Below are 18,505 nucleotides of genomic sequence, written 5' to 3' on the forward strand. Positions count from 1 at the left end.
CCAGGCGCAGCACCGGCTCCAGAGAGAGGGAGTTTTCGCCATGCAGGCACCGTTGTCGCCCACCAGGGGCATAGCCGCGCGCGCCGGCGCGCGCATCGCGGCCTGGCTGCTGCTGGGCGCCTGCGTCCAGGCCGCCGCCGGGCATCCGGCCGCGCCAGCGGATGCCGGCGCGGCAATCCAGGTATCGCCGCAGGCCCGGGTGCTCGGCCTGGCCGAGCCTGCCCTGCCCATGCTCAGCCAGCAGCTGATCGACACCTTCATGGCCGAGCCCGAGGTGCTCACCGAGGCCGAGATCGAACGCGCACCGCGCCTGGTGGCCGCCGCGCACACGCGCACGCTGCTGTCGGCGGGCGACCTCGTCTATGCCCGCAGCAGCGCCGGCCCGGCGCTGCGCACGCCCGGCGGGCCCAAGCTGTACCGCATCTTCCGCCAGGCCGTGCCGCTGAAGGACCCGGAGAGCGGCGCCATCCTGGGCCACGAAGCCCAGTACCTGGGCAAAGCCCGGCTGCTGCGCGGCGAGTCCACGCTCAGCGCGTTCCATGCGAATGGCCGGCGCACCATCGAACCCGTGCCGGCGACGCTGGAGCTGGTGTCCGCCAGGTCGGAGATCCGCATCGGCGACCGGCTGCTGCCCATGCCGAGCAACGACTTTCCCCGCTACGCAGCGCGCGCGCCGCACGCCGGCATGCGGGCCAGCGTGGTGTCGGTCTATGGCAGCGACACGCCGGGCCTGGCGGCCAGCAACCAGGTGATCGCGATCAACCGGGGCAGGCGCCACGGCCTCGAACCCGGCCATGTCCTGCACCTGGTGAGCCGCGGCGCGCGCATGCAGGACCGGAGCGATGCCCGCAAGAGCGCCATCCAGCTGCCCAGCGAGTACAACGGCCTGGCCATGGTGTTCCGCATCTTCGACCACGTCGCCTACGCGCTGATCCTCGATACTCGCACAGGTGTGCGCACCGGCGATGCGCTGGTTTCGCCCCACGACAGGCCCTGAACATGGCACCCGATGAATTGCAAGACTGGCTGCGCCTGCTGGCGACTCCAGGTGTCGGCAGCGGCACGGCGCGGCGCCTGCTGGCGCGCTTCGGGCTGCCCGGCGCAGTCTTTGCCCAATCCGCCGCCAACCTGGAGCACTGCGTCTCGCCGGCCGTGGCCCAGGCGCTGCTGCAGCCACCCGAGGGCCTGGCGCCGCTGCTCGAGCGCACCACGCACTGGCTGGCCGACGGCGCGCCGCCGGGCTTGCGCCGCCACATCGTGACGCTGGGCGATCCAGACTACCCGGCGCTGCTGCTGGAGACCGCCGACCCGCCGGTGCTGCTCTACCTGCTGGGCGCCGAGCGCTGCTTCAGCGGCGCGGGCGCGGCCCCGCGCCTGCGCGCCTGGCCCGCGCCGGCCCTGGCCATTGTCGGCAGCCGCAACCCCACGCCGCAGGGCCGGCAGAACGCCCAGGCCTTCGCGCGCGAGCTGGCCGCGCGGGGCTTTGGCATCATCTCGGGCCTGGCGCTGGGCATAGACGCGGCCGCGCACGAGGGCGCGCTCGAACATGCCGGCGCCCAGGCTCCCTGCACCATTGCCGTGGTCGGCACCGGGCTGGACCGCGTCTACCCGCGCGCCAACCATGCGCTGGCCCAGCGCGTCGCGGCCGAGGGGTTGATCGTCAGCGAATACCCGCTGGGCACGCTGCCGCTGGGCGCCAATTTTCCGCGCCGCAACCGCATCATCTCCGGGCTGGCGCAGGGCACCCTGGTGATCGAGGCCGCCACCGAGTCGGGCTCGCTGGTCACCGCGCGCCTGGCCAGTGAGCAGGGGCGCGAGGTGTTCGCCGTGCCCGGCTCCATCCATGCGCCGCAGTCGCGCGGCTGCCATGCGCTGATCCGCCAGGGCGCAAAGCTGGTGGAGCGGGTGGACGACATCCTCGAAGAGCTGGCCGCGCCCGCCAGCCCGCCGCGGCCAGCGCCACCCGCCACGCCGACATCGGCGCCGCCGCAGCCCGCCGGCGAGCTGCTGGCGCAAATGGGCTACGAGGCGGTGCATCTGGACGAGCTGGGCGCGCGCACCGGCCTGGACACGGCACACCTGCAGGCGCAGCTGCTGGAGCTGGAATTGCAGGGCCTGGTGGCGCGCATGCCCGGTGGCTGGTTCCAGCGCCTGGGGCAGGCTTGATTTTCAAGGGCCGCCGCAGCAACGGCAGCGGCCCGGAGCGCTCAGAACGTGTTTACGTTCTCAGACCGTCGCCCCCGCGTTGGGATCGTTCGGGTCCAGGTCCTTCTTGACGGACTTGACCAGGTCCTCGCGCTTGACGCCCAGCCACATTGCGATGGCGGCGGCCACGAAGACCGAGGAGTAGATGCCGAACAGGATGCCGATGGTCAGCGCCAGTGCGAAATAGTGCAGGCTGGGGCCGCCGAAGAAGAACATCGACAGCACCATCGCCTCGGTCGAGGCGTGGGTGATGATGGTGCGGCTCATGGTCGAGGTGATGGCGTGGTCGATCACCTCCGAGGTGGAGAGCTTGCGGAACTTGCGGAAGGCCTCGCGGATCCGGTCGAAGATCACCACCGACTCGTTCACCGAGTAGCCCAGCACCGCCAGGATGGCCGCCAGCACCGACAGCGAGAACTCCCACTGGAAGAAGGCGAAGAAGCCAAGGATGATCACCACGTCGTGCAGGTTCGCGATGATGGCCGCCACGCCGAACTTCCATTCGAAGCGGATCGCCAGGTACACCGCGATGCCCAGCACCACCATGCCCAGCGCCATCAGGCCGCCGTGCACCAGCTCGTCGCCCACCGAGGGGCCGACGAATTCGCTGCGCTGCAGCGTGACCGCGGGGTCGGCCGCCTTCAGCGCGCCCATGACTTTCTCGCTTTGCTGCGACGAGGTCACGCCCTTTTCGGAGGGCAGGCGGATCATCACCCGGTCGGCGCTGCCCACGTTCTGCACCAGCACGTCCTGGTAGCCCAGGCTGGCGACCTGCGTGCGGATCTTGCCCACGTCGGCCGGCTGCTGGTAGGCCACCTGCATCACGGTGCCGCCGGTGAATTCCACCGACAGGTGCAGGCCGCGGGTGACCAGGAAGAACACGGCCAGCGCGAAGGTGATGAAGGAGATGGCGTTGAAGATCAACGCATGCTTCATGAACGGGATATCCCGCTTGATTCGGAAAAATTCCATGGTGCGGCTCCCTTCTTTACTTCTTGACCGCTGCCACCGAGCGGTGCTCGTCGCCCTCGGGCTTCCAGACCTGGCCGATGGACACGCTCTTGAGCTTCTTGCGCCGGCCGTACCACAGGTTGACCAGGCCGCGCGAGAAGAACACGGCCGAGAACATGCTGGTCAGGATGCCGATGCAGTGCACCACGGCAAAGCCGCGCACCGGACCGGAGCCAAATGCCAGCAGCGCCAGGCCGACGATCAGCGTGGTGACGTTGGAGTCGAGAATGGTGTGCCAGGCATGTTCGTAGCCGGCATGGATGGCTGCCTGCGGCGAAGCGCCAGCGCGCAGCTCCTCGCGCACGCGCTCGTTGATCAGCACGTTCGAGTCGATCGCCACACCCAGCGCCAGCGCCATGGCGGCGATGCCCGGCAGCGTGAGCGTGGCCTGCAGCATCGACAGGATGGCCAGCAGCAGCAGCAGGTTCACGATCAGCGCGATGGTCGAGATCACGCCGAAGATCATGTAGTACAGGCACATGAAGGCCGCCACCGCGATCAGGCCGCCGACCACGCTGTGGATGCCGGCCTCGACGTTTTCCTTGCCCATGCTGGGGCCGATGGTGTATTCCTCGATGATCTCCATCGGCGCGGCCAGCGAGCCGGCGCGCAGCAGCAGCGCGGTGTCGCTGGCTTCCTTGGTGCTCATGCGGCCCGAGATCTGCACGCGGCCGCCACCGATCTCGGAGCGGATCACCGGCGCCGTCACCACCTGGCCCTTGCCCTTCTCGAACAGCAGGATGGCCATGCGCTTGCCGATGTTCTCGCGGGTCACGTCCTTGAAGATCAGCGCGCCCTTGCCATCCAGCGTCAGGTTCACCGTCGGCTCCTGGGTCTGGCTGTCGAAGCCGGGCTGGGCGTCGTTGAGGTTCTCGCCGGTCAGCACCACCTGCTTCTTGACGATCAGGGGCTGGCCGTTGGTGTCGTTGTACTTCTCGGAGCCGAAGGGCACCGCGCCCGAGCCCAGCTCGGCGGAGCGCGCCTCGGCGCTTTCGTCCACCATGCGCACTTCCAGCGTCGCGGTGCGGCCCAGGATGTCCTTGGCCTGCGCCGGGTCCTGCACGCCCGGCAACTGCACCACGATGCGGTCCAGCCCCTGCTGCTGGATCACCGGCTCGGCCACGCCGAGCTCGTTGATGCGGTTGTGCAAGGTGGTGATGTTCTGCTTGAGCGCCTGCTCCTGCACCTTGCGCAGCGACTCGGGCTTGATGGAGGCATGCACGGTGTAGATCGTGCCGGCGCTGTCCACGCTGGACTGCAGGTCGGGCATGGTGTCGGTGATCAGGTTGCGCACCGCGGTGGCGGTGGCTTCGTCCTGCACGCGCACTTCGAGCGACTGGCCTTCGCGGTTCACGCCGCCATGGCGGATCTTCTTGTCGCGCAGCGCCAGGCGCAGGTCGCTGACCAGCGTGTCGATGCGCTTGGTGATGGCCGCCTGCATGTCCACCTGCATGGTGAAGTGCACGCCGCCGCGCAGGTCCAGGCCCAGGTACATGGGCTTGGCGTGCAGCGCGGTCAGCCAGGCCGGCGAGCGCGAGATCAGGTTCAGCGCCACGATGTACGAGGGGTCGGCGGCATCGGGGATGAGCGCCTTCTCCAGCACGCCCTTGGCCTTGAGCTGCTCGTCCTCGGTCTCGAAGCGCAGGCGGATCGAGCCATTCTCAAGCACCATGCCGGTCTGCTGCACGCCCGCATCCTTGAGCACGCCTTCCACGCGCTTTTCGAGCGCGGTGTCCACCACCACGGTGGACTTGACCGAGGCGACCTGCACCGCAGGCGCCTCTCCAAAAAAGTTCGGCAGGGTATAGATAATCCCCACCAGAAGCGCGATCACGATGATCGCGTACTTCCAGACCGGATAACGGTTCATGATCGCGCTGTAGCCTTACGCAAAAAAGGGCGTGCCCGCATGGCCACGCCCCTTGTCCATCCCAATTACTTCATCGTGCCCTTGGGCAGCACCTGGGTGACGGCGCTGCGCTGGACCTGCACCACCACGCCGCTGGCCACTTCCACCTGCAGGAACTGCTCGGCCATGCCAGTCACGCGGCCGATCAGGCCGCCGGCAGTCGCCACTTCGTCGCCCTTGGCCAGGGCCTCGATCATGGCGCGGTGTTCCTTTTGGCGCTTCATCTGCGGACGGATCATCAGGAAGTACAGCACCACGAACATCAGCACCAGCGGCAGCATGCTGGTGAGCGAGGACATCATCCCGCCACTGGCAGCGGCGGCGGGGGCGGTCTGTGCAAATGCAGAGGAAATGAACAAGAGAGACTCCAACAAGGGAATGGATGTACATGGCGGCCACGCCGGGCCGCCAAAGGAGTGCATTGTAGGGCCTCACATGCGGGCCGGCCGGAGGCAAAACCCATGCCGGCGCCGGTTTTTGCCCTGTTTTCAAAGCACTACCAACAACAACAAAGCCGCCAGCGCAATGGCTGGCGGCCTGGAGCCGGCGATTGCGCCGGCCATTGCTCCGGCTATACCGTGGCTGCGAGGCGGCTTGCCGCGGGCTGCTGCGCCGCGCCGCCCTGGCGCCATTGCGCCATCAGCCGCGCCCATTTGGCGCGGGCGGCCTGCAGGTGGCGCTCCTTCACATGGCCAAAGCCGCGGATGTCCTCGGGGATCGAGGCGATCTCCACCGCCAGCGCCAGATTGCCGGCCTCCAGCCGGGCCAGCAGCTCTTCGATGCAGCTGCGGTATTCGGCGATCAGCGCGCGCTCCATCCTGCGCTCCTCGGTGCGGCCGAAGAGGTCGAACACGCCGCCGCGCAGGCCCTTGAGGCCGGCCATGAAGCCGAAGGCCTTGCGCATCCAGGGACCGTAGGCCTGCTTGATCAGCTCGCCCTTGTCGTTCTTCTTCGCGGTCAGCGGCGGCGCCAGGTGGTGGACGATGCGGTAGTCGCCTTCGAACATCGACGCGATCCGGTCGGTGAATTCCTTTTGCGTATGCAGCCGGGCCACCTCGTACTCATCCTTGTAGGCCATGAGCTTGAACAGGTAGCGCGCCACCGCCTGCGACAGCCGGGTGCTGTTGCCAAGCTTGGCTTCCGCGGCCTGCACCTGCTCGACAAAGGCTTGGTATTCGGCGGCATAGGCCGCGTCCTGGTAGTCGGTGAGGAAGGCGACGCGCTTGCCCACCAGCTCGGCCAGCGAAGGCTTCTTGACCAGCTGGATCACCTGCGCGGCCTGGAACAGCGACTGCACATGGGCCATGTCGTGGGCGCAGTGGCGGCCCCATTCGAACGCGGCCTGGTTGTTGTCCACCTGCACGCCGTTGAGCTCCATCGCGCGCATCAGCGCCGCATGGCTCAGCGGGATCATGCCCTTTTGCCAGGCGTAGCCGAGGATCAGCGGGTTGGTGTAGATGCTGTCGCCCAGCGCCTGCGTGGCGATGCGCTCGGCGTCGAACATGCCCACGCCGCCCTGGCCCACCGCGGCGATGATGGCGGCCTCGCAGCTGGCCTCGGGGAATTGCCAGTCGGGGTTGGTCACGAACGCGGCGGTCGGCGTGTTGTGCGTGTTCAGCGCCACGAAAGTGCGGCCCTGCTGCATCGCGGCCAGCGTGGTCTTGGTGGCGGCCACGATGGGGTCGCAGCCGATGATAAGGTTGGCCTTGGCGGTATCGACCTTGGTGGTGTAGATGGCCTCGGGGGTGTTGGCGATCTGCACATGGCTCCAGGTGGAGCCGCCCTTTTGCGCCAGGCCGGCCGCATCCTGGGTGACCACGCCCTTGCCTTCGAGGTGCGCGGCCATGCCCAGCAGCGAGCCGATGGTGATCACGCCGGTGCCGCCCACGCCGGCCACCACGATGCCCCAGGCCTGCTCGGCCGCCGGCAGCACCGGCTCGGGCAGCGCGGGCATGCTGGCGAGGTCGCCCTTCTTTTCCTGCCTGGCCTTCTTCAGCTTGCCGCCCTCGATGGTGACGAAGCTCGGGCAAAAGCCGTTCAGGCAGGAGTAGTCCTTGTTGCAGGTGCTCTGGTTGATGCGCCGCTTGCGGCCGAACTCGGTCTCCAGCGGCTCGACCGACAGGCAGTTGGATTGGCTGGAGCAGTCGCCGCAGCCCTCGCACACCGCCTCGTTGATGAGGACCGTCTTGTCCGGCGTGGCCAGGGTGCCGCGCTTGCGGCGGCGGCGTTTTTCGGTGGCGCAGGTCTGGTCGTAGATGATGGCCGTGGTGCCCTTGAGCTCGCGGAACTCGCGCTGGATGCGGTCGAGCTCGTCGCGGTGGTGCACGGTCACGCCCTCGGCCAGCGGCACGCCGGCGTATTTCTGCGGCTCGTCGGTCACGATCACCAGCTTGGCCACGCCCTCGGACTTGAGGCTGTTCATGATCTGCAGCACCGAGTGGCCCTCGGGCCGCTCGCCCACGCGCTGGCCGCCGGTCATGGCCACCGCGTCGTTGTACAGCAGCTTGTAGGTGATGTTCACGCCGGCCGCGATGCTCTGGCGTATCGCCAGCAGGCCGCTGTGGAAGTAGGTGCCGTCGCCCAGGTTGGCGAAGATGTGCTCGTCCTTGGTGAACGGCGCCTGGCCCACCCAGGTCGCGCCCTCGCCGCCCATCTGGGTGAAGGTGGAGGTGCGGCGCTCGGGCATCCAGTTGACCATGTAATGGCAGCCGATGCCGGCCACCGCGCGGCTGCCCTCGGGCACGCGGGTGCTGGTGTTGTGCGGGCAGCCGCTGCAAAACCACGGCACGCGGTCGCCGGAATCGGACTTGAGCTCGGCGATGCCGCGCTCGCGCGCATCGAGCACCGCCAGGCGCTCGTCCATGCGCGCCACGATGTCGCCGGGCACGCCCAGCTTCTTCAGCCGCTTGGCGATGGCGCGGGCGATGATGGCCGGCGTCAGGTCGGCCTTCGGGCGCAGCAGCCAGTTCTTGCTGGGGTTGGGCATGGACCATTCGCCGCCGGAGTTGTCGCCCTCCTGCTCGTCGAACTTGCCCAGCACGTTGGGGCGCACGTCCGAGCGCCAGTTGTACAGCTCTTCCTTGAGCTGGTATTCGATCACCTGGCGCTTTTCCTCGACCACCAGGATCTCCTGCAGGCCCATCGCGAAGTCGCGGGTGATGGAGGCCTCCAGCGGCCACACCACGTTGACCTTGTGCAGGCGGATGCCGAGCTGGCGGCAGATATCGTCCGACAGGCCCAGGTCGGCCAGCGCCTGGCGCGTGTCGTTGAAGGCCTTGCCGCTGGCGATGATGCCGAAGCGGTCATGCGGCGTGGCGATCACGTTGTGGTTGAGCTTGTTGGCGCGCACGTAGGCCAGCGCGGCATACCACTTGTAGTCCATCAACCGCGCTTCCTGCTCCAGCGGCGGATCGGGCCAGCGGATGTGCAGGCCGCCGGGCGGCATCTCGAAATCCTCGGGGATGACGATGTTCACCCGGTCGGGATCGACCGAGATGCTGGCCGAGGATTCGACGATCTCCTGGATGGTCTTCATGCCCGACCACACGCCGGCGAAGCGGCTCAGCGCGAAGGCGTGCAGGCCCATGTCCAGGATGTCCTGCACGCTGGACGGAAAGAACACCGGCGAGCCCACGGCCTTGAAGATGTGGTCGCTCTGGTGCGCCGCGGTGGAACTTTTGCTGATGTGGTCGTCGCCCGCCAGCGCGATCACGCCGCCGTGCCTGGCCGTGCCCGCCATGTTGGCGTGCTTGAACACGTCCACGCTGCGGTCCACGCCCGGGCCCTTGCCATACCAGATGCCGAACACGCCGTCGAACTTCTTGCGCTCCGGGTACAGGTCGAGCTGCTGCGAGCCCCATACCGCGGTGGCGCCCAGCTCTTCGTTGACGCCGGGCTGGAACTCGATGTGGTTTTCCTTCAGGTACTTCTTGGCGGCCCACAGCGCCTGGTCGTAGCCGCCCAGCGGCGAGCCGCGGTAGCCGCTGATGAAACCCGCCGTGTTCAGGCCCTGCAGCGCATCGCGCTGGCGCTGCAGCATGGGCAGGCGCACCAGGGCCTGCACGCCGCTCATGAAGGCACGGCCATGGTCCAGTGCATATTTGTCATCCAGGCTGACGGTCTCCAGCGCCTTGCGGATGTGGGCGGGCAGTGAGGCATTCATCGTGCAGTCTCCATCGTGGGGAGGATGGCGGCCAGGATCGCCGGCCGCTTCTTGCTGTTGGATACCCGGGCCCGGGGCATGTTCCACTCCGGGCGCCAGGTTCTGATTTTGCAGTGTATGCCGGGGCAATGGAATAAAGTATTCTTTTTATTGCCGTGTTTCCGCTAGTATTTGAAAGAATCTTGCTACATAAACCCTAAAAATGAACAGTCTTGACAAATACGACCTCGCCATCCTCGAAGCCTTGCAGCAGGACGCGCGTTTGACCAATGCCGAGCTGGCCCAGCGCGTGGGCCTGTCGGCCGCGCCATGCTGGCGGCGCGTGCGGGCGCTGGAGCAGTCGGGCTTCATCAAGGGCTACCACGCGGAGATCGACCGCCACAAGATCGGCCTGGGCGTGCTGGCCTTCGTGCGCCTGGATGCGGCGCAGAACACCGCCGGCATCACGCAGAAGATGGAGGACGCGATCCGCCAGCTGCCCGAGGTCACCTCCTGCCACTACATCAGTGGCACCGGCACCTTCGAGCTGCAGGTGGTGGCGCCCGACCTCGACAGCTTCTCGCTCTTCGTGCGCAATGTGCTGCTGCACCTGCCGAACGTGAAGGATGTGCACACCAGCTTCTCGCTGGGCGAAGTCAAGGCCAGCGGCGCGCTGCCGCTCAAGCACTTGCAGTAGCGGCCTGCCTCATAAAACAATAGCTGCACGCGCTTGCCAATATTGAATTTCAAATACAAAACACATTGAAATCAATATATATAAAGCGCTTGCAGCTCTCTTTTTTATCAATAGCTCAGGCAGATCTTGCCGAAGTGCCGGGCTGCCTGCTGGTGCGCAAAGGCGGCGCCGATCTGCTCCAGCGGGTAGCTGCTGTCGATCACCGGGCGCCAGGCGAACTGCTCCAGCGCGCGCACCATCTCCTGCTGCTGTTCGCGGCTGCCGACGATCAGGCCCTTGAGCGTCTGCTGCTTGCGCATCAGCTCCACCGTCGGCACATCGCCGGCAAAGCCGGTGAGCACGCCGATCAGCGCAATATGGCCGCCCGGCGCGCAGGCGCGGATGGACTGGGGCAAGGTGCCGGGGCCGCCAACCTCGACCACGATGTCGGCGCCGCCCCCGCCGGTGGCGGCCAGCACCGCTTCGCCCCATTCGGGGGTGTCGCGGTAGTTGATCACCACATCGGCGCCCAGCGCCCGCAGCTGCTCGGCCTTCGCGCCGCTGGAGGTGGTGGCGATGACGCGCGCGCCCATGCTCCTGGCCATCTGCAGCGCGAAGATCGAGACGCCGCCGGTGCCCAGCACCAGCACCGTGTCGCCCGGCTGGATCCGGGCATCCACCACCAGCGCGCGCCAGGCGGTGAGGCCCGCGGTGGTCAGCGTGGCGGCCTCTTCGTGGCTGTAGCCCCGGGGCGCATGGGTGAAAGCCGTGGCCGGCAGGTTGACCCGCTCGCGGGCGAAACCGTCCACGCCATCGCCGGGCACGAGCTTGAAATCGAAAGGCACCTTGCCGCCCGACTGCCATTGCGGAAAGAAGCAGGACACCACCGCATCGCCCACGGCGAACTCCGCCACGCCCTCGCCCACCGCGGTGACCACGCCGGCGCCGTCGGCCATGGGGATGCGGCCGTCGGCCGCGCCGGCGCGGCCCAGCACCACGCCCAGGTCGTGGTAGTTGAGCGAGCTGGCATGGATGCGCACCTGGATCTCACCGGCGCGGGGCGCGCCGGGCGCGGGCAGATCGGCCAGGCGCAGGTGGTCCAGGCCACCGGGTTGCTGCAGTTGAATGGCTTTCATGGCGACTCCTTGCTTGAAGAAAAACGGATGCCGTGCATGGTGCATTCAAAGGGTGATCTGTGCCAGAACCAACATATTTGTGGCCTAGTATTAAAAATGTAAGTATTGGGCTCGCACGGGGATTGAATTAGAGTCCAGGCCTATGAAACGTCTGAACAGCAAGAGCGGCTGCGCGGTGGAGGTGACGCTGTCGGTGATGGGCGGCACCTGGAAGCCCATCATCCTGTTCCACCTGCTGCACGGCAAGAAGCGCTTCAGCGAGCTGAGCCGCACCATAGGCGGCATCACCCAGCGCATGCTGACGCTGCAGCTGCGCGAGCTCGAAGAGGCCGGCATCGTGCAGCGCACCGTCCATGCCGAGGTGCCGCCGCGCGTGGACTACGCGCTGACCGAGCTGGGCCGCTCGCTGCAGCCGGTGCTGATCGCCATGCGCGACTGGGGCACGGCCTATGCCAGCCGCCACCTGCAGCAAGAGATGCCGGCCAGCTGCCTACCGGAGCCGGCCAGAAAGTCGGCCTGAGATCCGGCCCGAGGGGGCTTCAGCGCAGCGCTGTCTTGCGCGGCCACAAGGCCCACAGCCGCAGCGGCTGCTTCACGCGCCCGGCGAAATCGCCGGCCTCGTGGCCCCAGCCGGCGAAGTAGTCGGCGCGCACCGCGCCGACGATGGCGCTGCCCGTGTCCTGCGCCAGCACCAGGCGGCTGAGCTGCGCGGTCGGGCCGGGCGAGGCCAGCCACACCGGCGTGCCGTAGGGAATGCTCTGGCGGTCGACCGCGATGGAGCGGCCGGGCGTGAGCGGCACGCCCTGCGCGCCGTTGGGGCCGAACTCGGCGTCCATGCCCACCAGCGGCTCCTCGCGGAAGAACACGTAGCGCGGGTTGCTCCACATCAGCTCGTTGATGCGGCCCGGGTTCTGCGCGATCCAGGCCTTGATGCCGGGCCAGGTGGCATCGCGGATCAGGCCCTGGTCGAGCAGCCACTTGCCGATGCTGCGGTAAGGCTGGTCATTGGTGGCGGCATAGGCCACGCGGATCAGGCGCTGCGAGCCGTCGGGCTCGGTGATGCGGATGCGGCCCGAACCCTGGATGTGCAGGATCATCGCGTCCACCGGGTCGTTGACCCAGGCGATCACCTTGTCCTGCAGCTCGGCCTGCACCTGCGGCAGCGTCTCGATCTGCTGGCGCGTGAACCAGGGCTTCCTGCTGCCCAGGCTGGCCGGCGCGCGGTAGATCGGGATGGCAAAACCGTTGCCCGGCAGGCGGCTGCCGTCCAGCATGGGCTCGAAATAGCTGGTCAGCATGCCGTCGGGGTTGCCGTCCAGCGACTCGATGCGGTAGGGCTGGAAGCGCGCCATCAGCCAGGCCTTCTGCTCCTGGTCGGTGGCCAGGCTCATGCGCCGCACCTCCGAGCACAGCGCGGCGAACGGCGCCACCGGGCGGCCGCAGCTCTTGATCCAGGCGTTCCAGGCCTCGTGCAGCGCATCGCCGTCCACGCCCGGCACGGACGACCAGTGCACTGCAATCCAGCGGCTCTTGAGCTGCTGGATGGGCGGCGGCAGCGGCTCGTTCGCATCGGGCGGCACCACCTCGATGCTGCCCGAGACCGGCGGCAGCGGCCCGGACGGCGGCGGCAGCGGCACATGCGTGCTGGAGCAGGCCGAGAGGATGCCTACAATCAGCGCCATCCCCGCATTGCGTAGAGAGACCATGGTTTTGATTCTTTTGGAAGCGCTGCTGGCCTTGGCCATACTGGTGGCTATCGTCTGGTGGACCATGTTTGCCGGGCGGAAAAAAGGTGAAATCGTACGCAAAGAAGACGAGCCGCCGAATGAATAGGCCTACCAGCGCGTAGGACTGGGCCGCTTGTTCGGCGTTTTTTACCATTATTAAGCATTAGCGCTGGCATTCGCCGTGGCCGCTGTTCACAATCCAAAGCCGTACGGACCGATTCGGTCGATTCCGTTATTGCTTTTCAAGAGGAGTGAGTCATGAGCAAGAAAATCCTGATCTGCACCGTAGCCAGCATCGCCGTGCTGAGCGGCTGCGCCAACATGTCCGACACGCAGCGCCGCACCGCCACCGGCGCGGGTGTGGGTGCGCTGGGCGGCGCGGCCGTGGGCGCCATCGCCGGCGGCCATGCCGGCACCGGCGCGGTGATCGGCGCCGGCGTGGGCGCGCTGGGCAGCTACATCTGGTCGCAGCACATGGAAAAGCAGAAGCAGGAAATGCAGCAGGCCACCGCCGGCACCGGCGTGGTGGTGACGCAGACTGCCGACAACCAGCTCAAGCTCGACATCCCGAGCGACATCTCGTTCCAGACCAACCGTGCCGACATCCAGGGCAATTTCGCGCCCATCCTGGACCGCTTCGCCGAAGGCCTGCGCAACAACCCGAATGCGCAGGTGCGCATCATCGGCCACACCGACAGCACCGGCAGCGACGCGATCAACAACCCGCTGTCGCTGCAGCGCGCCGAGAGCACGCGCAACTACCTGACGGCGCGTGGCGTGAGCGGCGCGCGCGTGCAGGTCGAGGGCATGGGTTCGCGCCAGCCCATCGCCACCAACGACACGGCCGAGGGCCGTGCCCGCAACCGCCGCGTGGAAATCTTCGTGGGCGAGGTCAAGCCCTCTTGAGAAGGTTGAGCGTTTTGCGTTGAGCGTGTAATCCGCAAAACGCTCAACGCTCAACGCCATACTGGATATCGCGCAGCAGGTTGGCCAGCTCCACCGCGGACTTGACCTGCATCTTGTCGAACACGCGCGCGCGGTGCACCTCGACCGTGCGCACGCTGATCGCCAGCTGGTCGGCGATGAGCTTGTTGGGCAGGCCATCGATCACCAGGCGCATCACCGCCTGCTCGCGCTCGGTCAGCTCGTCCACGCGCGAGCGCACCTGCGCCTGCTCGCGCATGCCGGCCAGAAAGGCCGCCGACGCGGCCAGCGCCTGTTCCACCCGGTCGACCAGGGCATTGTCGGAAAACGGTTTTTCGCAGAAGTCGAAGGCACCGCGCTTGACGGTGGCCACCGCGGTCGGCACGTCGGCATGGCCGGTCAGGAAGATCACCGGCAGGCCGGCGATGTCGCCGCGCCCGGCCATGCGCTCGAACAGCGCCAGCCCGCTCATGCCGGGCATGCGCACGTCGAGCAGCACGCAGGCCGGATCGCGCTGCGGACTGCAGCGCGCGGCCAGCATCGCCTCGAAGGCCTCGGCCGAATCGAAGCTCTCGCTCAGCAGCCGCCGAGAGCGCAGCAGCCAGGCCAGCGCCTCGCGCACGCCGGCGTCGTCGTCCACGATATATACGGTTGCGTTCAAAAGGGACATCACTCTCCAGAATCATTGCGCCAGGCAGGCATGGTAAAGCTGAACACGGTGCCGCGCGGCTCGTTGCTGCGGTAACTGAGGTACCCGCCGTGCTGCTCCACCACGGTGCGGCACAGGCTCAAACCCAGGCCCATGCCCTCCTCCTTGGTGGTGAAGAAGGGGGTGAACAGGCGTTTTTCCACGTCGGCCGGAATACCCTCGCCGCTGTCTTGCACCACGAACTCCACCCAGGCCTTGCTCGCCGCGCTGGATGCGCGGCGCACCGCCAGCCGCAGCCGGCGCTCGCTGCAGTCGGGCACGTCCATCGCCTGCATGCCGTTGCGGCTCAGGTTCAGCAGCACCTGCTCGACCATGGTGCGGTCGCAGTACACCGGCGGCACATCGGCGGCGACATCGACCACCACGTCGACGTGCAGCTTCTGCGCCTGCAGCCGCACCAGCGGCAGTATCGCATCGATCAACTGCTGCGGCGGCACCGACTCGCGCGACTGGCCGCGCCGGCGCACGAAATCGTGCACGCTCTTGATGACCTTGCCCGCGCGCTCGGCCTGCTGGGCGATGCGCTCGATGGCCATGCGCACGTCGGGCAGGTTGTGCACCAGGGCCTGTTCGTCGGCGCCGGCCGGCAGCAGGTTGAGCGTGCCGGTGGCGTAGCTGGCGATCACCGCCAGCGGCTGGTTCAGCTCGTGGCTGAGCAGCGAGGCCATCTCGCCCACCATGGCCAGGCGGGCCGAGGCCTGCAGCCGCTCCTGCTGGGCGCGCGAGAGCTCCTCGACGCGGCGCTGCTCGCTGATGTCCACCACCGCGCTCATCCAGCCGGTGTGCTGGCCGGTGGCGGTGATCAGCGGCGCCTCGAAGATCAGCACCGGAAAGCGCGTGCCGTCCTGGCGCATGAATACCGATTCGTAGCGCTCGCGCGGCGGCTCCAGGTCGGTGTAGCGCGTGCGGTGGCGCTGCAGGTACTCGTTCACCTGCTCGGGCGGCCAGTAGCGCGCAGGGATGTGCTGCTCCAGAATCTCCTCGGCCGACAGTCCCACCATGTCGCAGAACGCGGGGTTCACATAGGTGGTCTGGCCGCGCAGGTCGCGCGCGCGCAGCCCGGTGACCAGCGAGTCCTCCATGGCCTTGCGAAAGGCCAGCGCATCGCCCAGGTCGCGCTCGGCCTTGAGGCGGCGGCGGTTGTCGCGCACCAGCACCACCAGCACGGTGACCAGCGCGATCGACATCACCGCCACCAGCGCGGTGAGCACATTGGGAAACAGGTTGGGGGCCGCATGCCAGCTGTCCACGCGCAGCACCAGCGTGGTGCCGGGCAGGTCCACCAGCTGCTGCGAGGTGAACACGCGGGTGCCGCGCCGCGTGGTGCTGAGGCTGGCCAGCCGCGTGCCGTCGGGCTCGGTGAACGAGATCTCGTGGTTGCGGCGCAGGTTGTCGCTGACCAGGTCGGTGAGCACGTTCTGCAGCACATAGGTGGCCACGACGAAACCGTGCAGCTGGCCGTTGCTGGCCACCGGCACGCACAGCTCCAGCAGCTCGGCGCCGGTGCCGTTGCCCAGCGAGAGGAAATAGCTGCCCGAGTACGAGGGCGCGCCCGAGCGCTGTGCGCGCACGCAGGCGGTGTTGCTGTCGGAGTTGGGGTCGGTGCGGTCCACCGTCTGCCACTGCAGGTTCAGGTACGGCGTCTCCTCCATCGCCACGATGCGCTGGCGCGGGGTGCGCCATTCGAGGTGCGCCAGCTCGCGGTGGCTGCGCAGCATGTCGGCCGCATCCACGCCCCAGGCCATCACGTCGCCATCGGGCCGGTACAGCGCGTGCAGCTGCACCGCGTTGCGGGCAAAGGCCTCACGGATGTCGGCCACCGCATCGGCCACGTCGCGGTCCAGCCGCTGCTGCACCTGCGAGACCTCGTAGCGCCCGGTGAGCCAGACCTGGGTGACCAGCGTGCCCAGCACCAGCACCACCAGCGCCAGCCACAGCGACCAGCGGCGCCAGGCCTGGTGCCAGTGGCGCGCGCCCCAGGCCGCCACTCCCTCCAGCGCCTTCAGCATACGCGGTGCTGCAGGGCCGGCAATTGTTCGCGCGCCTGCGCCAGGGCCGCGAAATCGAGCTCCGCCAGCACCACGCCTGGGCCTTGCGCCTGCTGCGCCAGCACCTGGCCCCAGGGGTGCACCGCCATGCTGTGGCCCCAGGTGCGGCGGCCATTCTCATGCTCGCCGCCCTGCGCCGCGGCCAGCACGAAGGCCAGGTTCTCGACGGCGCGCGCGCGCAGCAGCAGCTCCCAGTGCGCCTGGCCGGTGGTGTAGGTGAAAGCGCTGGGCACCAGCAGCAAATGCGCGCCGGCCGCGGCGTGCCGGCGGTACAGCTCGGGAAAGCGCAGGTCGTAGCACACCGACAGGCCAACGCGCCAGCGCTGCCCGTCACGGCTGGCCAGCTCGAACTGCACCGGCTCGCGCCCGGCCGCGATCACCCGGCTTTCGTCATAGGCCTCGCGCTCGTTCGCATAGCGGAACAGATGGATCTTGTCGTAGCGCGCCACGCATTGCCCGCCGGGGCCGTAGACGCAGTTGCTGTTGTAGACATGCTGGGCATCGGGGCCGGCCATCGGCAAGGTGCCGCCGACCAGCCACAGGCCCAGGCGCTGCGCGGCCCCGGCCAGGAAATCCTGCACCGGCCCGCGGCCCGGCTGCTCGGCCAGCGCCAGCTTGTCGGTGTCGCGCCGCCCCATGGCGCAGAAATACTCGGGCAGCACCGCCAGCTCGGCGCCGGCATCGGCCGCCTCTTGCAGCAGGCCCAGGGCCTGGTCGCGGTTGTGCGGCCAGCTGGTGGCCGAGACCATCTGGATGGCGGCTGCTTTCATGGTGTGCTCCCCGGGGATGCTGATGCTGGTTCGAGCACCTGATTATCGGCGGCCCGCTCCACGGTTTTCCTGCTGCCGCGCGCCAGGCGCTCGACCTCGGGGTTGCTCCAGGAGCCGGTGATGGAAAACTCCTGTGTGGCGGCCTGCATCAGCGGCCCGCGCAGGAAGGCCTGCGCCAGGAAGCTGCCCAGGCCGATCACCGGGTTGATGGCGGTGGCCACCAGCGAGGCCGTCATCGCATTGATCTCGGGGATCACCACCACATGCAGCTGCTGGGTCTCGTTTTGCAGGAAGGCCTTGCCCTCCAGCAGCACCGCGGCGCTCACGCCCTTCATCTGCAAATTGTTGGTGGCGGCCACGCCGGCAGCGATCTGCACGTCGCCGCGCACGAAGTCGAATGCGAAGCCGGAGCTGAACACGTCCTTGAAGTCCAGCGTCAGCCGGCGCGGCAGCGACTGCAGGCTCAGCACGCCGAGTAGCTTGGCCAGGCCCGGCTCGGCCTTCAGGAACTGGCCCTGGCCCATGTCCATGTTCAGGTGGCCGTCCATGCTGCGGTAGTCGGGGTTGAACGGGCTGCCCATCCAGCCCAGCGTGCCGGTGAGCTGGCCCTTGCCCTGGCGCACCACGCCGGGCATGCCCAGCCGCGCCAGCAGCGCGCCGCTGTCGCGCAGCGCAAGGCGCATCTCCAGCTGGGTGCGCCGCGGCCCATCACCCTGCACCGGGCCGGCCGCTGCGGCAGGACGGCCCCAGTCGCCGCTGGCCTGCAGGCTGGCATCGTCGTTCTGGATGTTGAAGCTGGTCAGATGCCACCAGGGCCGCGCCGCGCTGCCCTGGTTGACGGCCTGCAGCGCCAGCCGGCCGGCCGCATGCCCATGCCAGCGCAGGTCGTCGACCACCACGTCGAGCGCCGGCAGCCGCTGCGGCTCGCGGCCGGGCTCGCGCGGCGCTTCGGCGTCGGGCGCATCGGCCTCGTCCGCCTGGATGCGCAATTGCGTCAGCCGCGCAATGATCTTGCCCGGGCCGCCGGCCTCGTGCTGGTATTCCAGCGTGCCATCGGCCAGGCTGGAGCTGAGCTGGCTCATCCAGCGCCTGCCGCTGCGGCTGCCGCGCAGCTGCAGCTGGGCCAGGTCCAGTGACTGGTAGCGCAGCTGGCCCAGCTCCACATCCCAGCGGCTGGGCAGGTAGTCCATCCAGGGCGCCTCGGCCACCGCCTGCGGCCGAGCCTGCGCGGACGGGGGGGGGGGGGGGG

Annotated in this window: 16 protein-coding genes; 6 read left to right on the top strand and 10 right to left on the bottom strand. The window is 68.1% G+C overall.

What is annotated here, in order from left to right; all coding sequences use genetic code 11:
- Positions 1-40 precede the first annotated feature (40 nt).
- Together ACODRX_RS16320 and dprA are read left to right on the top strand one after the other, a co-directional pair.
- The gene (locus ACODRX_RS16320; protein ID WP_488872581.1) at positions 41-997 is read left to right on the top strand and encodes a LysM peptidoglycan-binding domain-containing protein; all 957 of its coding nucleotides are present in this window, start codon (positions 41-43) and stop codon (positions 995-997) included.
- Between the two features lie 2 nt (positions 998-999).
- Positions 1,000-2,166 (top strand): DNA-processing protein DprA, encoded by a 1,167-nt coding sequence (gene dprA, locus ACODRX_RS16325; RefSeq protein WP_488872582.1) that lies wholly within the window; start codon positions 1,000-1,002, stop codon positions 2,164-2,166.
- 60 nt (positions 2,167-2,226) lie between these two features.
- Here the strand turns inward: dprA and secF are convergent, their stop codons facing one another.
- From secF to ACODRX_RS16345, 4 genes are all read right to left on the bottom strand, one after another.
- Positions 2,227-3,177 (bottom strand): protein translocase subunit SecF, encoded by a 951-nt coding sequence (gene secF, locus ACODRX_RS16330; protein ID WP_488872583.1) that lies wholly within the window; start codon positions 3,175-3,177, stop codon positions 2,227-2,229.
- A gap of 16 nt (positions 3,178-3,193) precedes the next feature.
- A complete protein-coding gene (secD, locus tag ACODRX_RS16335; protein WP_488872584.1) occupies positions 3,194-5,086 on the bottom strand; it encodes a protein translocase subunit SecD in 1,893 nt (630 codons plus the stop codon).
- Between the two features lie 65 nt (positions 5,087-5,151).
- Positions 5,152-5,484, bottom strand: a complete 333-nt coding sequence (yajC, locus tag ACODRX_RS16340; RefSeq protein ID WP_488872585.1) for a preprotein translocase subunit YajC — start codon at positions 5,482-5,484, stop codon at positions 5,152-5,154.
- A gap of 212 nt (positions 5,485-5,696) precedes the next feature.
- Complete coding sequence (locus ACODRX_RS16345; RefSeq protein ID WP_488872586.1) at positions 5,697-9,287, bottom strand: indolepyruvate ferredoxin oxidoreductase family protein; 3,591 nt, start codon at positions 9,285-9,287, stop codon at positions 5,697-5,699.
- Positions 9,288-9,489: 202 nt separating this feature from the next.
- On the opposite strand from ACODRX_RS16345, the gene ACODRX_RS16350 reads away from it, so the two are divergent.
- Positions 9,490-9,963: an Lrp/AsnC family transcriptional regulator gene (locus ACODRX_RS16350; RefSeq protein WP_488872587.1), complete on the top strand. Its 474-nt coding sequence runs from the start codon at positions 9,490-9,492 to the stop codon at positions 9,961-9,963.
- Positions 9,964-10,070: 107 nt separating this feature from the next.
- Here the strand turns inward: ACODRX_RS16350 and ACODRX_RS16355 are convergent, their stop codons facing one another.
- Entirely contained in the window at positions 10,071-11,078 is a 1,008-nt protein-coding gene (locus ACODRX_RS16355; RefSeq protein ID WP_488872588.1) for a zinc-dependent alcohol dehydrogenase family protein, read from the bottom strand.
- A gap of 142 nt (positions 11,079-11,220) precedes the next feature.
- Between ACODRX_RS16355 and ACODRX_RS16360 the strand changes: the two genes are divergently transcribed.
- A complete protein-coding gene (locus ACODRX_RS16360) occupies positions 11,221-11,598 on the top strand; it encodes a winged helix-turn-helix transcriptional regulator (protein WP_488872589.1) in 378 nt (125 codons plus the stop codon).
- A 19-nt stretch (positions 11,599-11,617) separates the two neighbouring features.
- Here ACODRX_RS16360 and mltA read toward each other — a convergent pair whose 3' ends face one another.
- Positions 11,618-12,823, bottom strand: coding sequence for a murein transglycosylase A (mltA, locus tag ACODRX_RS16365; RefSeq protein ID WP_488872590.1), 1,206 nt, complete (start codon positions 12,821-12,823; stop codon positions 11,618-11,620).
- On the opposite strand from mltA, the gene ACODRX_RS16370 reads away from it, so the two are divergent.
- Both ACODRX_RS16370 and ACODRX_RS16375 read left to right on the top strand, forming a co-directional pair.
- Positions 12,783-12,911 (top strand): hypothetical protein, encoded by a 129-nt coding sequence (locus tag ACODRX_RS16370; protein ID WP_488872591.1) that lies wholly within the window; start codon positions 12,783-12,785, stop codon positions 12,909-12,911. The two genes, mltA and ACODRX_RS16370, sit on opposite strands and share 41 nt — an antisense overlap.
- A 152-nt stretch (positions 12,912-13,063) precedes the next feature.
- Positions 13,064-13,711 carry a YiaD family glycine zipper/OmpA-like lipoprotein gene (locus ACODRX_RS16375; RefSeq protein ID WP_488872592.1) on the top strand — a complete coding sequence of 216 codons (648 nt, stop codon included), beginning with the start codon at positions 13,064-13,066 and terminating at the stop codon, positions 13,709-13,711.
- Positions 13,712-13,754: 43 nt separating this feature from the next.
- On the opposite strand, the gene ACODRX_RS16380 is transcribed toward ACODRX_RS16375, so the two are convergent.
- From ACODRX_RS16380 to ACODRX_RS16395, 4 genes are all read right to left on the bottom strand, one after another.
- Positions 13,755-14,399, bottom strand: coding sequence for a response regulator transcription factor (locus ACODRX_RS16380; RefSeq protein ID WP_488872593.1), 645 nt, complete (start codon positions 14,397-14,399; stop codon positions 13,755-13,757).
- Positions 14,399-16,447, bottom strand: a complete 2,049-nt coding sequence (locus ACODRX_RS16385; protein WP_488872594.1) for a sensor histidine kinase — start codon at positions 16,445-16,447, stop codon at positions 14,399-14,401. Before ACODRX_RS16385 ends, ACODRX_RS16380 begins: the two co-directional genes overlap by 1 nt.
- Positions 16,441-17,256, bottom strand: coding sequence for a carbon-nitrogen hydrolase family protein (locus tag ACODRX_RS16390; protein ID WP_488872595.1), 816 nt, complete (start codon positions 17,254-17,256; stop codon positions 16,441-16,443). The genes ACODRX_RS16385 and ACODRX_RS16390 overlap by 7 nt, the downstream gene beginning before the upstream one ends.
- The coding region (locus ACODRX_RS16395) for a YhdP family phospholipid transporter (RefSeq protein WP_488872596.1) at positions 17,253-18,505 on the bottom strand (1,253 nt) is incomplete at its 5' end. The genes ACODRX_RS16395 and ACODRX_RS16390, both read right to left, overlap by 4 nt.

The sequence above is a fragment of the Comamonas sp. FG99 genome (assembly GCF_057808605.1).